The 12,837-nt window shown below is 56.4% G+C and carries 23 protein-coding genes; 11 read left to right on the top strand and 12 right to left on the bottom strand.

Translation table 11 applies throughout. The features are described 5' to 3' along the window. Window positions 1-46 precede the first annotated feature (46 nt). The 3 genes from ACSAMW_RS09165 to ACSAMW_RS09155 all read left to right on the top strand — a co-directional run bounded on the left by ACSAMW_RS09165 (window position 47) and on the right by ACSAMW_RS09155 (window position 1,896). The gene (locus ACSAMW_RS09165) at window positions 47-1,024 is read left to right on the top strand and encodes a tyrosine-type recombinase/integrase (RefSeq protein WP_500593651.1); all 978 of its coding nucleotides are present in this window, start codon (window positions 47-49) and stop codon (window positions 1,022-1,024) included. Window positions 1,025-1,159: 135 nt separating this feature from the next. Continuing rightward, a complete protein-coding gene (locus ACSAMW_RS09160; RefSeq protein WP_500593650.1) occupies window positions 1,160-1,714 on the top strand; it encodes a hypothetical protein in 555 nt (184 codons plus the stop codon). An 11-nt stretch (window positions 1,715-1,725) separates the two neighbouring features. Next, window positions 1,726-1,896 carry a hypothetical protein gene (locus ACSAMW_RS09155; protein WP_500593649.1) on the top strand — a complete coding sequence of 57 codons (171 nt, stop codon included), beginning with the start codon at window positions 1,726-1,728 and terminating at the stop codon, window positions 1,894-1,896. A 39-nt stretch (window positions 1,897-1,935) separates the two neighbouring features. On the opposite strand, the gene ACSAMW_RS09150 is transcribed toward ACSAMW_RS09155, so the two are convergent. From ACSAMW_RS09150 to ACSAMW_RS09130, 5 genes are all read right to left on the bottom strand, one after another. Then, window positions 1,936-2,184: a hypothetical protein gene (locus ACSAMW_RS09150; protein ID WP_500593648.1), complete on the bottom strand. Its 249-nt coding sequence runs from the start codon at window positions 2,182-2,184 to the stop codon at window positions 1,936-1,938. Between the two features lie 368 nt (window positions 2,185-2,552). Then, the gene (locus tag ACSAMW_RS09145; RefSeq protein ID WP_500593647.1) at window positions 2,553-2,729 is read right to left on the bottom strand and encodes a hypothetical protein; all 177 of its coding nucleotides are present in this window, start codon (window positions 2,727-2,729) and stop codon (window positions 2,553-2,555) included. A 248-nt stretch (window positions 2,730-2,977) separates the two neighbouring features. Continuing rightward, a complete protein-coding gene (locus tag ACSAMW_RS09140) occupies window positions 2,978-3,208 on the bottom strand; it encodes a hypothetical protein (RefSeq protein WP_500593646.1) in 231 nt (76 codons plus the stop codon). Then, entirely contained in the window at window positions 3,205-3,918 is a 714-nt protein-coding gene (locus ACSAMW_RS09135; RefSeq protein ID WP_500593645.1) for a hypothetical protein, read from the bottom strand. The genes ACSAMW_RS09140 and ACSAMW_RS09135 overlap by 4 nt, the downstream gene beginning before the upstream one ends. A 159-nt stretch (window positions 3,919-4,077) precedes the next feature. Further along, window positions 4,078-4,830 (bottom strand): phosphoadenosine phosphosulfate reductase domain-containing protein, encoded by a 753-nt coding sequence (locus ACSAMW_RS09130; protein ID WP_500593644.1) that lies wholly within the window; start codon window positions 4,828-4,830, stop codon window positions 4,078-4,080. A 95-nt stretch (window positions 4,831-4,925) separates the two neighbouring features. On the opposite strand from ACSAMW_RS09130, the gene ACSAMW_RS09125 reads away from it, so the two are divergent. Continuing rightward, window positions 4,926-5,222 (top strand): hypothetical protein, encoded by a 297-nt coding sequence (locus tag ACSAMW_RS09125; RefSeq protein WP_500593643.1) that lies wholly within the window; start codon window positions 4,926-4,928, stop codon window positions 5,220-5,222. 71 nt (window positions 5,223-5,293) lie between these two features. Here ACSAMW_RS09125 and ACSAMW_RS09120 read toward each other — a convergent pair whose 3' ends face one another. The 5 genes from ACSAMW_RS09120 to ACSAMW_RS09100 all read right to left on the bottom strand — a co-directional run bounded on the left by ACSAMW_RS09120 (window position 5,294) and on the right by ACSAMW_RS09100 (window position 7,210). Next, the gene (locus ACSAMW_RS09120) at window positions 5,294-5,476 is read right to left on the bottom strand and encodes a hypothetical protein (RefSeq protein WP_500593642.1); all 183 of its coding nucleotides are present in this window, start codon (window positions 5,474-5,476) and stop codon (window positions 5,294-5,296) included. A 69-nt stretch (window positions 5,477-5,545) separates the two neighbouring features. Continuing rightward, window positions 5,546-5,857, bottom strand: coding sequence for a hypothetical protein (locus tag ACSAMW_RS09115; protein WP_500593641.1), 312 nt, complete (start codon window positions 5,855-5,857; stop codon window positions 5,546-5,548). 13 nt (window positions 5,858-5,870) lie between these two features. Next, window positions 5,871-6,392: a hypothetical protein gene (locus ACSAMW_RS09110; protein ID WP_500593640.1), complete on the bottom strand. Its 522-nt coding sequence runs from the start codon at window positions 6,390-6,392 to the stop codon at window positions 5,871-5,873. Then, window positions 6,389-6,724 (bottom strand): hypothetical protein, encoded by a 336-nt coding sequence (locus ACSAMW_RS09105; protein WP_500593639.1) that lies wholly within the window; start codon window positions 6,722-6,724, stop codon window positions 6,389-6,391. The genes ACSAMW_RS09110 and ACSAMW_RS09105 overlap by 4 nt, the downstream gene beginning before the upstream one ends. A gap of 195 nt (window positions 6,725-6,919) precedes the next feature. Beyond that, window positions 6,920-7,210, bottom strand: a complete 291-nt coding sequence (locus ACSAMW_RS09100; protein WP_500593638.1) for a hypothetical protein — start codon at window positions 7,208-7,210, stop codon at window positions 6,920-6,922. A gap of 430 nt (window positions 7,211-7,640) precedes the next feature. On the opposite strand from ACSAMW_RS09100, the gene ACSAMW_RS09095 reads away from it, so the two are divergent. After that, entirely contained in the window at window positions 7,641-8,468 is an 828-nt protein-coding gene (locus ACSAMW_RS09095; protein ID WP_500593637.1) for a hypothetical protein, read from the top strand. Between the two features lie 70 nt (window positions 8,469-8,538). Here the strand turns inward: ACSAMW_RS09095 and ACSAMW_RS09090 are convergent, their stop codons facing one another. Continuing rightward, window positions 8,539-9,270: a S24 family peptidase gene (locus tag ACSAMW_RS09090; protein ID WP_500593636.1), complete on the bottom strand. Its 732-nt coding sequence runs from the start codon at window positions 9,268-9,270 to the stop codon at window positions 8,539-8,541. 99 nt (window positions 9,271-9,369) lie between these two features. On the opposite strand from ACSAMW_RS09090, the gene ACSAMW_RS09085 reads away from it, so the two are divergent. Next, window positions 9,370-9,564, top strand: a complete 195-nt coding sequence (locus ACSAMW_RS09085; protein WP_500593635.1) for a helix-turn-helix domain-containing protein — start codon at window positions 9,370-9,372, stop codon at window positions 9,562-9,564. Between the two features lie 71 nt (window positions 9,565-9,635). Next, entirely contained in the window at window positions 9,636-10,049 is a 414-nt protein-coding gene (locus ACSAMW_RS09080) for a phage regulatory CII family protein (protein WP_500593634.1), read from the top strand. Between the two features lie 242 nt (window positions 10,050-10,291). Here the strand turns inward: ACSAMW_RS09080 and ACSAMW_RS09075 are convergent, their stop codons facing one another. Continuing rightward, on the bottom strand, window positions 10,292-10,477 hold the full coding sequence (locus ACSAMW_RS09075; RefSeq protein ID WP_500594010.1) for a BssS family protein: 186 nt from the start codon (window positions 10,475-10,477) through the stop codon (window positions 10,292-10,294). A gap of 200 nt (window positions 10,478-10,677) precedes the next feature. On the opposite strand from ACSAMW_RS09075, the gene ACSAMW_RS09070 reads away from it, so the two are divergent. The 4 genes from ACSAMW_RS09070 to ACSAMW_RS09055 are packed head-to-tail and all read left to right on the top strand — an operon-like array spanning window position 10,678 to window position 12,827. Beyond that, entirely contained in the window at window positions 10,678-11,469 is a 792-nt protein-coding gene (locus ACSAMW_RS09070) for an LvrA C-terminal domain-related protein (RefSeq protein ID WP_500593633.1), read from the top strand. Beyond that, window positions 11,459-12,253, top strand: a complete 795-nt coding sequence (locus ACSAMW_RS09065) for an ATP-binding protein (protein ID WP_500593632.1) — start codon at window positions 11,459-11,461, stop codon at window positions 12,251-12,253. Before ACSAMW_RS09070 ends, ACSAMW_RS09065 begins: the two co-directional genes overlap by 11 nt. Beyond that, the gene (locus ACSAMW_RS09060) at window positions 12,253-12,531 is read left to right on the top strand and encodes a hypothetical protein (RefSeq protein ID WP_500593631.1); all 279 of its coding nucleotides are present in this window, start codon (window positions 12,253-12,255) and stop codon (window positions 12,529-12,531) included. The genes ACSAMW_RS09065 and ACSAMW_RS09060 overlap by 1 nt, the downstream gene beginning before the upstream one ends. Continuing rightward, entirely contained in the window at window positions 12,522-12,827 is a 306-nt protein-coding gene (locus ACSAMW_RS09055; protein ID WP_500593630.1) for a nuclease domain-containing protein, read from the top strand. The genes ACSAMW_RS09060 and ACSAMW_RS09055 overlap by 10 nt, the downstream gene beginning before the upstream one ends. Window positions 12,828-12,837 lie beyond the last annotated feature (10 nt).

The raw sequence follows: 12,837 nt of genomic DNA, 5'->3' as shown, positions 1-12,837 counted from the left end.
AATGAGGGAACGTGATTTCCCCCAACCACTCCGCTATGATTCCCCCATGGCCTACTACGAAAAACGCGGCGAAGCCTGGCGTGCCCAGATTCGACGCAAAGGATATCCTACCCTTAGCGCCACCTTTGATACGAAGGCCGAAGCTCAGCGCTGGGCCGCCGAGATCGAAGGCGATATGTCGCGTGCGCGGTTCGTGGATATCCGTGAGGCCGAAGCCACCACCCTCGCCAAGGCGCTCGAGCGCTACGAGTCGGAGATCACCGAGGGGAAGAAGGGCGCCAAGCAAGAGCGGGTCCGCATCAAAAAATGGCTTGAGTCTGCTTACGCTGGTAAGTCGTTGGCCGCCCTTCGGTCGAGCGACATGGCTTCGTACCGCGACGAACAGATCAAGGCGGGGCGCTCTACTGCCACCGTGCGCCTTGACCTGGCTGTCATCAGCCACTTGTATACCGTGGCCACCAAGGACTGGGGCATCGAAGGGCTTACCAACCCTTGCCGTGCACTGCGTATGCCCAAGGGCAGCAAGCAGCGCGAGCGACGGCCAACGGCTGACGAGCTTAAGGCGCTGTACAAGGCGGCGGCCGAAATAAGCCCGGAACTACCCATAATTATCGAGCTTGCTGTTGAAACCGCAATGCGCCGGTCTGAGCTGGTCACGCTGCGCAAGGATCAAATTCGAGGAAAGGTTGCGTTCCTTGAGGATACGAAGAACGGTGAGCGTCGATCCGTGCCCCTTTCGTCCAGGGCGCGTGAGCTCATAGATGGTTTGCCGGCACCCATCACAGGCGGCCCGCTGTTTCGGCTTAAGCCCGATACGGTCAGCAATTACTTCCCGCTTGCTTGCGAGAGAGCAAATATCCAAGGGCTTCGCCTCCATGACCTGAGACACGAAGCCACCAGCCGCCTGTTCGAGCGCGGCTTCACCATGATGGAAGTGGCCAGCATTACAGGCCACAAGACGCTTGCGATGCTCAAGCGGTACACCCATTTAAGCCCGCAGGACCTTGCCGAAAAACTAGGCTAAAGCGCGACGCCTGTCGGCCGATATGATGGAAATGGAAATTTCCACATGCAGATGCTTTCAACAACGTACTGTCCTCTATAGAATGCCGCGACTTTTTCGCCGTTTAGGCGAACGGATCCGTCCTGCTGGAAGCTTATGGATTTCGAAATAGTTTCTGAAATTTCTACCGAAACCGTTGGCCCGATAATTGCGGCCTTGAACGAAGCAGATGATGAACGTACGGTAAGGGTGATACTGAAGCACAATAATGGAGGCCAGATCGGTGCAGCATTTGCGTTGATTCTTGCGATTCAATCGACTGAGGCTAAGGTCGAGATACTGATGGACCGCCACATCATGAGCGCTGCGGCCTTCATTTGGGTGTGGTTCGCTATCCGTAAGCAAGACAATGTGATTGCCTTAAGGCCAGTGGAACCATCAGTGCTGATGTATCACCGCCCTCGGCAAATCTGCATGGAGTCATCAGCTCACTACCTATTCCGCGATGAGCTTGAAGAAGGTCATCCTCTGCGGGAGCAGCTAGCGGTAGGTGTGCAGGTTTTTGATGCGCTTTTTGATGAACTTATTCAAGCGTTAGGTTACTCAGATGAGATGGAATTCCTAACGTACGAAGGTACGCAGTACCGGCACAATCTCAGTCACATGAGGATGGCCTACTACCAAAATCGGGATTGCATCCTGACTTTCTGAAGGGAATAGCTATGACCACCGTGGCCCTGAACAATCTGGACGTGAGCAAAATCAAGCGCTCGAAGTCGACCAACGAACTAAGTGCTTTGCTTCATGAATACATTCGTTTGGATGAGCGACTGCGTGCTGAATGCCGACGTGAAGGCAAGCCTGTGCCAAGTGTCAAAGCAATCTGCAATTGATTGCAGTCAGGTCATGAAACCCCGCTGATGCGGGGTTTTCTATGCAATTTTCAAAGATGGAGCGGTTTTCCTTTTCCTTCCTACTCTGGGCTTTTCATGCTCGCCATCACGGAACTCCCTAAGAAATTTCCGGACGTCCTCCTTAAGCCAGCAGTGCTTACCGCCCATTTTGAAGCTTTTGGGCAGCCACACGACTCCGCGGCGAATCCCCTCTCTGATTGATGCTTCTGTCCTGCCCAGCATTTTTGCCAGGCCTTCCACTTTTACTACTTCTGCGTCATCTGACACGTGATGCTCCAGGCCGCCCAGGGCGGCGGTCGGGGTTAGGCGCCCTTAAATGGGACGACGTTTTCAAGCTCTCTAGTGACGCCCCCTGAGTCGCGAAACGCCTTCCACTCAGCATGATGCGCGGAGCAGTAGTCGACGTTGGGTGCAACTTCGGCGGCGTGGTATTCACAAATAGGGCGGTCGCATGTTTTCCCATCGCCGACCGGGTAGTCGCAAAGCTGGGTGCCGACATCGCCACACTCGGCGCAGTGTGGCCCGAGGTCACCGCATAGGTGCCCAATTGGCCTCCGATCTTTGTCGTACATCGAATAGCAGGCCATAGCATCTCCTACCCACCGTTCACCGGCAGGCTCAAATAGGGAAGGGGGTTAGGCTTGGGTCAGGGCATCAACCAGCGCTTTGCGCAGCTGGGGAAGGGTCTGGAAGGCAATGGATTGTTCAGGCCTCAGCAGCGCCAGCGCCGCATCGATACGCGCCTGGGCCTGCTGCAGCTCTTGGAGCATCTGGGTATTCAGGCCAGCCATCAGAGGAAGGTCATCGTTCACGGCCGGGCCTCCACCTGGGCGCCCTTGATGAACTGCCCAACGAGCATGCCGGCCGGGAAGGAGACGGCGAGCCAGAGCCCGAGGAATTCGCACAGGGTCATGGCTTCACTCCTGGCGCACCTTGCTTTTGTTCACCGCAGGCGCAAAGGTAAACACCTCGCAAGCTGATAGAGCCATGGTTACCGCTGATACGAGTGATCTGGACGTTGTGCTGGAAAGCCCATTTGTGCTTGGAGCCGAGTTTGCATTTACGCATCTTTGGTCACCTGCTGGGCCGTCTTCAGCGATGCTAGGTGCTCAGCATGGTCAGTTAAAAAGTCAGTGATCTGCTGGAACGAGTCCACTGGCACCAAGATGTATCCGTTTCTCTCGTTCAGGTGGAACGCGCTCCAGAGCATGCCCATTAGGTCAGGGGGCACATCGGCGCCGTCCAGCTTTTTCAGTTCGCCTTCATGAAGGCGGCAAAAGTTGTTTCTCATTTGGTCACCTGTTGGGCCAGTCCTGCATCAATCCTCTTAAAGCTAACGCACCACACCCAGGGGTTCGCGTCCCAAGACTCGGCACCGTTGATTGATGTCCACAGGTCTTCGAACATGGCCTTCGGCAGTGACTTGCCTTGGGGCACGGTCAGTTTCACGCCCACTGCCTGTTTGGTGAGGGCGGTTCCTTCATCCACGCACTGTTCGTCGGTGATGTCCTGCAGCCGCTCGACGCGCACGTCGGTGATCTCCAGCAGGATGCGGCTGGCCCAGCGCGGCATGTGGATGGAAGGGCGGCCTCTACCTTTTGAGATCATGGCGCAGCCGGTTTGGCGGGTAGTGCCATCTGCCGGATACCAAATTGGCTCGCCCTGGCTGAGATCACGGGGCGCTATTGAATCGAGCTGGGCATCTGCCGCCCAGGCCTCGCGCACCCACAGCCGCTCGCCTCGCTGGCCATATGGGCATACGCCGCACGATGCCAGATCGTCCGCACATTCCTGCGCCGTGGACCCTGCAGCGATGAACCCCCAGCGGGGATGGGACTGAGCTATGGCAGACCAGCGCAGGTCGGGGTCCTGCTCGGTTACATCCTCCGTTGGCACTTGCCAGTCCCTCACGACACGCCGCGTCACCGTCTTACGCCCCTCCAGAATGGCGCGCACCATCGGCGCCGAAAACAGGATCGGCCGTTCCTTCACTGCATTCATAGGGTTCTCCTGTCGGCCTGGCGCCGCTTGCTGCATTTGGTGTGGTTGCCCTGGGCGCGGTGGATGCCGCAGTACTCGCAGATGGGCTTAACGCAAAGCGCGGGCATGGAGCGCCGCGCCGGGGTGGGGCGGTTGGGATTGGTCATGGATGCTCCGGATCTATGCGGCCAGCTCGACCAAGGGGATTCGGCTCATGTGCATCGTGTAGCCGGTGCGCTTTTCAAGGGCGTCGTACTCGGCCAGCAGCGCGGGCGCTTCTCGTCCACCGTTGGCCAGGTCGGTACGGCTGGCCATGATGCAAAACACGCAGCTCAGGCGCTCATTGCCCAGCGCGTATGCGTAGTGGGGCGCTTGGCCCGCAGCCTGGATGGTTTCAAACACTGCTGGCGTGCTCATCTCATGAACTGGCAGCCACTCGTACCAAGTGAGTACTGAGTTGCTGATAGCCATACGGCTGAAGAACTTGCGCTTGGCACGCCCTGGCGACTCCTGCGCCCGGAGGCCCAGGCAGTTCACTATGACCTTGAAGCCATTGGCTTTGGCATAACGCCGTACCTCACGCTGGATCGGTCCCCGTTTGAGATCACTAGTGCACTGGCGGTGCGATGCTGATGGCCAGCTCGGCACCTCGGGTCGCGACTCGAACCGCCGCTCAACCATCTCCAGCAGTGTCTTTGCGGCCTTGGCCACAATGAAGGGCAGGCCAGCCGCTGCCGCCTGATCGCGGGCAAGCTCCATTGCCCCTGGCCATTCCATAGCGCCCAGCGAGGCGTGAACCACAACGATCTGGCTGGCAGGTATCACTTCAAGCAGCTTGATGAGCTGGGCCTGTGAGTCTTTGCCACCTGAATGGTTGGCAACAAACAGCGCGCCCGAGGCTGCTAGAGCCTCAACGTCCGGTGGGATATTCATTGGTACTCCAGGCAGCCGCCCGCCTGCCTAGGCGTGGTGGCGTTATGTAGGGAGATCGTGTTTGATTCGAGCACGACTATTTGAGAGGAATGGAAATGGAACTTGCTACGTTTGGTTATATGGCTGCGATAGGCACGTTTTTTATAGCTCTCGATATCTTGTGGCGATTGAAGACTTCATCTAATCGAATGGAAGCGCTTCAGGTTGATCGACTTTATTTTTCAAAGCAGCGTGATGAGCGCATTGAAGAAATCGAAGCGCAGCTACATTCGATGATGGATGTCATCAAAGACCTTTCTGATTTCCAGAAGGGAACAGGTCGCTATCTGTATGACCCAGATGACCCGCGCCTGCCGGTTCATATCCGTGATCGCACAGGCCGAGATGATTAATACAGCTGTCGTACTTAAAGCTCTGCCATGCGGTCTTGGGGCCTGCCTAGGCGTGGTGGCGATGGGTGAGGTCAGTTATCAGTTTCGAAGCGAGGATTGTCGTAAAGATGTTCGGTCACCTCGTCGTAGATCGACTGAGCGATGTGGTCGTCCGAGGGGTTGTCCTTGTCGAGCGACAGGATCACGCACAAAGATTCGCGTTCCTGGCCATCACCCATAAAATCGATGTTTATCAGAAGCCTGACCTTGCTCATGCTTTCCTCCAGACACGCCTCATCCTCCGGTGCCGGGGCGGCGTGGTGGCAAGTTGGTAAATGGTGGGGTTATTCGTCGCGGCAGATGCGCAGGGCTTCGCGTTGGTAAGCGAGCTTCAATTTCCGCTCCACGGATGGCGAGATAGTGATTTCGTGGCGCGGCGGCGTCAGCAGTGGCACAGCCCGTTCAGGCCCCAGCTCATGCAGGCGATGAATCATCAGCGTCATCGCCTCGCCCTGTTCCTCCAAGCCTGCCCACTGCATCAGCTCAGCGAGCGCTTGCTTCGTGCCTTGGCGTACCCGCAGCCGTAGCTCCTCTTCCTGCATCGCCTTGCGCTTTGCTGCGGTCTTCGCGGAACGCTCGGCTGGGCTTATCGCCATGGACCACCTCCGTTCATGCCCTGACCCTCTTGAGCGACCCACCATTGGTGGCTTTAGGGAAGTCGATGTTGTACTCGCTGAGCAGGCGATGGAATTTCTGATAGCTCATACCGATATGCTTCTGGACCTGGGACCGGTTCAGACCGTTATCGCGCATGCTGGTGATTTGCTCTACCAGCGCCGCGTCACCATCCTTGAAGGCCTGATCGGTCAAGTGGCCGCGCTTGAAGGCAAAGCCCATGGTGTCGGCCATCATCTGCAGGTCTTCCTGCGAAAGGTGAAACTTCCTCGCAGCTTCGTACTTGGTGAGCCCCGGCGCCAGCTCGGCGATCCTTACTTCCCGTGGCTTATTCACCTCACCGCGCCGGCCTTTCTGTGTGCGGTTGTTGAAAGCGGTCTCAATGTCCGGGCAACGCGTGGTGGGCGGCACAACCTCCATCACACCCTGGCGCTGCTCGAATTCGGCCATGGCCTGGCCCAGCCAGGCACGATCGGCATCTTTAACACGAACCAGGCTTAGGTCGAGACTGATCATCTCATCCCCCAGAGCGCTAGTCCGATCATGGCCACGCTGATGATCAAGGCCCAACGAAACATGCGGTCGGCGAAGCCTTTCACCACTGAGGTAGTGGCTTCACGCTTGTCCACGGCACGCTCCAGCTGCTCAGCGTACTGAACGGCTTCCTTGTGTTCTTTGCACTGGCCATGCAGGCGCTGCGAGGTGACGCTGACGACGGCCCAGCCGCCATCATGGGGTTCCACACGGAAGCGGCACTTCTTCAGCGCTTCGGCGCTGGCAATGGCCGTGCGCTCACGCATGGCTTCGTACACTTCACGCTTTTGTTCGGTGAGAAGATAGGTAGACATTGGTAATCCTTAACGTGTGATGTGCGTACTGGACCGTATGGGGCAGGCGCCAAGCCCAGTGACCAAACTGGGGAAAAGCCAGCCTGGCGCCTGTCCGATACGGTCGAGGAGAAGGGTGATGCAGGGGGCCGCGTTGCGCGGTGCAGAAGACTTCCGCATCCCGCTGCGCACTCGGTGAATGCGCAGGAGGATGGTTCAGGCTGCTTCCGCGTCAGGCTTATCCGCCTTGCATTTCACACCGCAGAAGGGGCAGTAGTTGGCAGCCAGGAAGGTGTTCACCTTTACCGTCTTCATGCCTCCAGCCTTCTTCGGCGCTTTGTACTCGCCTATAACATCGATCCTGAACAGCCATTTCATGCCGTCGTTGCCGAAGCTCATGCCGTAGCCGCCCAAGTCAATGTCGAAGCACTCACTACCTTGAGGCGCAGCTGCCGCGACGTGTTCCTTCACAGCATCGAGGTACTTCTCTTTACATTCGCACTGCATGTTCTTGCCCTCCGTTGATTTCCCGTCTGGCCCTGTCGCCAAGGCCAGCCAGTGAAATCGCCTCATTACCGCCAGGCTAGGGCGGGGCGCATTGCATACTGGGTCGTTCGCACGGTTAGAGCGTTTCGCTCTCGATCAGCCGTACAGGGTTCTCCCTGTCGTGGGCAGGCTTTCGGGCCTGTCTGATCGCCGGTCGCCGGTAGAGGCAATGCGGTCTGTTGTGTGTGTGTTGCGGTGGGTTGTTAAAGAGCAGGTCGTTCTGCTGGGCCGATTGGTTCGGCCTGCGTCTCGGCAAGGCAAACATTAGGCATTCCTTTGTAATCAGTCAATAGGCATGCCTAATTAATTTTTCGAGGGTGCTCGTAGGTGCTCTGTGTGGATAGCAATGTCAATTTGGTAGGATGACGAAAATCACACAGGGAATGGATTCATGAAGAAAGCCGCTGTTTTGACTGCGTTGGCGGTCTTGCTTCCGGGGTGTGGTGAGGCCGACAAGCAAAGCAATGTCAAACTTCAGCTGGAGGTGGACAGGCTCAAAGGTGAAGTCAGTTCCTTGCGTACAGAGCTGGACTCAGAGCGTAATGGCCCAGCTCGAGCGCTCGCCTCGGCAAAAAACGAAATCGCTGAAGGGTCTTTGGCCGATGCGAAGAAAACCCTATCGAATCTAGTGGCCCGGTTTCCTGAATCTGCACAAGCTCAAGAGGCCAAGTCTCTCCTGGCTGCCACTAACCTAAAAATCGAAGCGGCCGAAAAGGCTAGACAGGCCCAGGAAGCAAAGGATCTAGAGGGGAAGCGCACACTTCTTGCGCGGCTTGATGCGAACTTAGTTAAAAAGAAAGACGAAATTAGAGGTGTGACATGGATTTCACATAAATCAGTTCCTGTTCTAGCTAACTATATGTCGTTGTATTTTGGTGTGAAAGAAGGATCTACGAAAGCTTATCCGTTGAGGCTGAAATTCAATTATTATTCAGATGGCTGGCTTTTTATCAAGAGTGTGACTATCAAGGCTGATAGTGATGTATTTGAACTTGGCGATTTGGATTTTGAAAGAGACAACGCTGCCGGAACTGTTTGGGAGTGGTCAGACTCAAGCCTAGAAAACATGGGCATGGTAGAGAAGGTTATTTCAGCCAAAAAGGTTACGATCCGCTATGAAGGAAATCAGTACTATCATGACTTCGTTCTGCCGGATTCACAGAAGTCAGCAATGAAGGAGATACTATTGGCGTGGCAGCGCTATGATGGCAGTCTTTGAGGTTAGATAGTTTTCGCAAGCATAAGGCCCGGTACCTCGCCGGGCCTGTAGCGCCCAGGCCTAGGGCGAGTTATAACTTACGGGCATTCCATACGAGTAGTACGCGGGCCTGGATGTGGACTCTTGCAAGGGTATCGCCGTCGATCATGATCGCCGGATATACAGGATTATCCGAAATCATCCGTAAAGCCCCGCCAGTCAAACGCTGTAGTCGCTTAATGAATAGTTCGCCATCTAGTGTAAAAACGTATACAGCGTCTGTCTTGATTTCGGTTATTCCGCGATCTACTAGTAAAGCGTCGCCATTGCGAAAAGTCCCTTCCATGCTATCACCGTCACCGTCGATGATCGCTAGATTCTCAAGTTGAGAATATGACAGCCCCTGTGTCTTCAGCCAATCGAGGTGGACGGTAATATCTCGGATCACTTCAATATGGTCAGGCGGCACTCTGCCTGGTCCCATTGATCCAGCTACCTCTAGTTGAGGGATTGTTATGAAGCTAGAATCTTTAGACTTTCGACGTGATTCGATCAACACCACGTTGCTCTCCTTTTGACCAGGTAGCCCCGCATTGTCCCCACCCTTGCGCATGGGTCCCTTTCCAGTGGCCAACCACATTGGCGTTACCTTCAGGTATTCGGCTGCCAACAGGAGATTTTGCCCCTCGATCGTCTTCGTTTTTCCTGAGATCCAGTCATGCACAGAAGGCGCGCTGATCCCACACGCCCGAGCCAGCGCGGCCTGAGTGACCTTCGGCGGACCTGCCATAGCCAGTTTTAAGCGTTCTTGAAGTGCTCTCATTAGGAGAGCCTATCATCCGTCATGGAAGGTATTCCTATTGACCTAAATAAAAGGTATGCCTAATATCTCTGCCTATGCGATTAGCCGGAGAGATCAGGCATGAACCCCAGTGAAATTATTGACGCTCTCGGCGGCACCTTTCGGGTAGCTGAGCTGTGCGAGGTGCGTCCTCCATCGGTAAGCGACTGGAGGAAATACGGCATCCCAAGGGCACGGATGATGTTCCTGCGTGTTGCTCGCCCTGAGGTTTTCAAGGACCTCGATGTAAAAGCCGCAAAGAAATCCGTCGCTTAGGAATTGGATTTTGCCAACCAAGGCATTTCGCCACCACGTAAAAATCAGAGGTTCGTTACATGCTGGATCTGATGAGAGCAATACACGACGTGGTGGAGCGCCACGGCTCGGCCAAGGTTGCGGAGGGTGCTGACTTCGCTTCCCGCACTCTGCTGCTGCAGAAGGCCAACCCTGATTACGACAGCCACCGGATGAATGTCCAGGAGCTGCACCGAATCATGAAGTTCACCAATGACTTCCAGCCCCTGAAGGCATGGGCCGAGTCATTCGGCTTTGACCTAGTGGCAAAGGCGGCGCCGATTGCCATCGACGTACACCAGGCGTTGGGAAGGGTCTCGCTCGAGATTTCCGAGGTGACTGTGGAAACCCACGTGGCCATGACGGATGGCCGTATCGACCAGCTGGAGCGTGCCCGAATCCTGAAAGAGATCGCGCATGCCCAGGCCGCCTTAGATCAACTGAAAGCTTCAGTGAAGGTGGCCTGAGATGAAAGCGCGATCTTCGAGAGAAGGCTTCCGCCGCGGACGCAAGAACGCAACCCGGCTCAAGGCAGATAAGGAGAGCCGGGAAGCCTTTTACGGCCTGATGCTCAAGAGCGGACTGATCTGCAATGTGAAAGATGCCGAGCAGTCCTCCGGCTTCAATTTCCTTGAACCCGGTCATGTACTTCCGGCGGATTCGACCTCAGCGCCTTATCCCTTGAGTAAGGGACAAACACCCTTTTCTGTTAATGGCGCTGACCTGGGGGAGAAGTTATCCCAGCACGCTCTACCGCATCCACAGACCTTTGCAGTACGTCAATCAGCTGTTTCGTCTGTGGAAGAGTCAGCGCGTAAATCGGGCTTTTCTGGGCCTCATCCACGCGCTGGAAGGGAGTTGAAATGAATCCCAGCTCAAGCAGCACCAGTTGCATTGCCTCGACCGTTCGTACATCCCAGCCCGATACAGGGTTTAGCGCAAGTTCATCTGTCATGTCCGGCCTCCGAGGCCTTTTTGTGTGGAAGCTAAAAGCTACCACGGATGCGCCGGACACCTATACCGCCTGAATTTTGGGCACAAAAAAGCCGGGATTCCGCCCCGGCCTTTTCGACAACTTCTACAAGGTGAAATGTAATGGCTAGAGCAAGAAACATCAAGCCAGCACTGTTCAAAAATGAGGTGCTTGGCGTAGCTGATCCTCTGTTCACGCTCATGTTCGAAGGGCTTTGGCTGCTCGCTGATCGTGCTGGGCGTCTGGAGGACCGGCCCTTGCGGATCAAGGGTGAACTGTTCCCGTACCGTGATGGCTTGGATACCAATGCAATCCTGGCCTGGCTGGCAGTTGAGGGTTTCATTCAACGTTACGAAGTGGCGGGCAAACGCTACATCGAGATCTGCAATTTCGAGAAACATCAGAACCCGCACAAGAACGAGCCCGATTCAGAAATACCCGCTCCATCAATGGGTTGTACTGCTTCCGATAAAATCGGTACGACTTCCGAGAAAATCGGAAGCGCTCCGGCTGATTCCCTCTCTCTTGATTCCGGATCCCTGATCCCTGATTCCCCTACCACGCCATCGGCGCCGGCGAGTGAAGACCTGTTCGCCAAGTTTTGGAAGCTGTACCCCAGGAAGGCGAGCAAGAAAGACGCCGAGAAGGCTTGGGCCAAGCTCAAGGTTACACCGGCCCTCTACGGCCAGATCATCGATTCACTGGGCAAGCACTGCGTTTCCAAGGACTGGACCAAGGACAACGGGCAGTTCGTTCCTCACCCCGCAACCTGGCTGAATGGCCGTCGCTGGGAGGACGAGCTGACCATGCACAGCAACGTTCACCCGATGCCTCAGTCCCGGCACGGCGGATTTGCTAACCGTGATTACACGGACGGCCTGATCGCTCGGGAGGATGGCAGCTATGGCTTCTGAGAACGTTGTGCATCTGTCCAACATGGCGAGCCCTCAAGTCACCAGCATGGCCATGTGCGAGAAGCACGGACCTTACTCAAGCACGGAAACCCGAGTGCTGCGCAGTACGTTCCGTTCGCCATGCCCACAGTGCAAGCAGGCCCAGGCCGAAAAGGAGAGGGCGGAAGCGGTTGAGCGTTCACGCCATGAGCTGGCGTGGAAAATGGGCGATGCCCTGATTCCGAAGCGCTTCAAGGACCGCACGTTCGATACCTACACCGCCACCAACCCTGGGCAGATCAAGGCGAAGGCACGGTGTCAAAAATACGCTGCCGACTTTGAGCAGAACCTGGCCGCTGGCCGCTGCATGGTCATGGTTGGCACCCCAGGCACTGGCAAAACCCACCTAGGCATATCCGTTGCTCAGTCCGTCATGGCCACCAGTGGGCATACCGCTGCCTATCGCACTCTTGGGGGAATCCTCCACGCCATCCGCGCCACGTTCGACGGCAGCTCCAGCCAGACCGAAGGCAGCATTCTTGATGGCTTGGTACGCCCCACGTTGCTGGTGCTGGACGAAGTTGGCGCAAGCAAGGAAGCGCCCAGCGATTTCGAGTTGAGCCGCCTGTTTTCGATCATCAACGGCCGCTACGAACGGATGCTGCCCACCATCGTGATTTCCAACTTGGGCGCTAAGGAACTGCCCAGTGCCATGGGCGAGCGCTCGGCCGACCGCCTGCGCGAGGGCGGGGTGATCGTGCTGCCGTTCGACTGGGAATCACAGCGCGGTAAGGAGGGGTTTTGATGAACCATGAATTCAAGCCGGGCGACCTGGCTCTGGTCATAAATCACACCTACGCCCCAGTGGTAGGCACCTGCGTGGAGTTGATCAGCCGGCACTTTGTGGGGCCTGTGGATCGCACCAATCCCATGGACCCAGGTGTTTACGAGAAGGATGGTGGCGAGCCGGTTTGGGTTGTCAGCGAGGACAAGGCAATCGTCTGGGAGAAGTGGCTCATGCCACTGCGCGGCGACTTCGCCCCTGAGCAGCAGCGTGCAAGGGAGGTACAGCCATGCGCGTGATCTCCCAAAAGCTCCGCAACAGCGCCCGAGGCCGTGAATGCACCCTTCGCATCTACGGCATCTGCAACGGCAACCCAGAAACCACCGTCCTGGCTCACGTCCCGTGTGGGCAACGTGGCATGGGCATGAAAGGCCCTGACCAGATTGCTTGCTTCGCCTGCAGCGACTGCCACGACGCCCTGGACGGCCGCCGCAATATCCAAATCGACTGGCGGGACGTGATCCGCGCCGTAGCCGAAACCCAATCCACCTGGTTGCGCGAGGGCCTATTGCGGGTCCAGGGCGTGGCCGCCTAATGAGACCCAA

The organism is Pseudomonas sp. AB39(2026) (genome assembly GCF_059831485.1).
The sequence above is the reverse complement of the archived record's forward strand: the minus strand, read 5'-3'. Positions and strand labels throughout refer to the sequence as shown.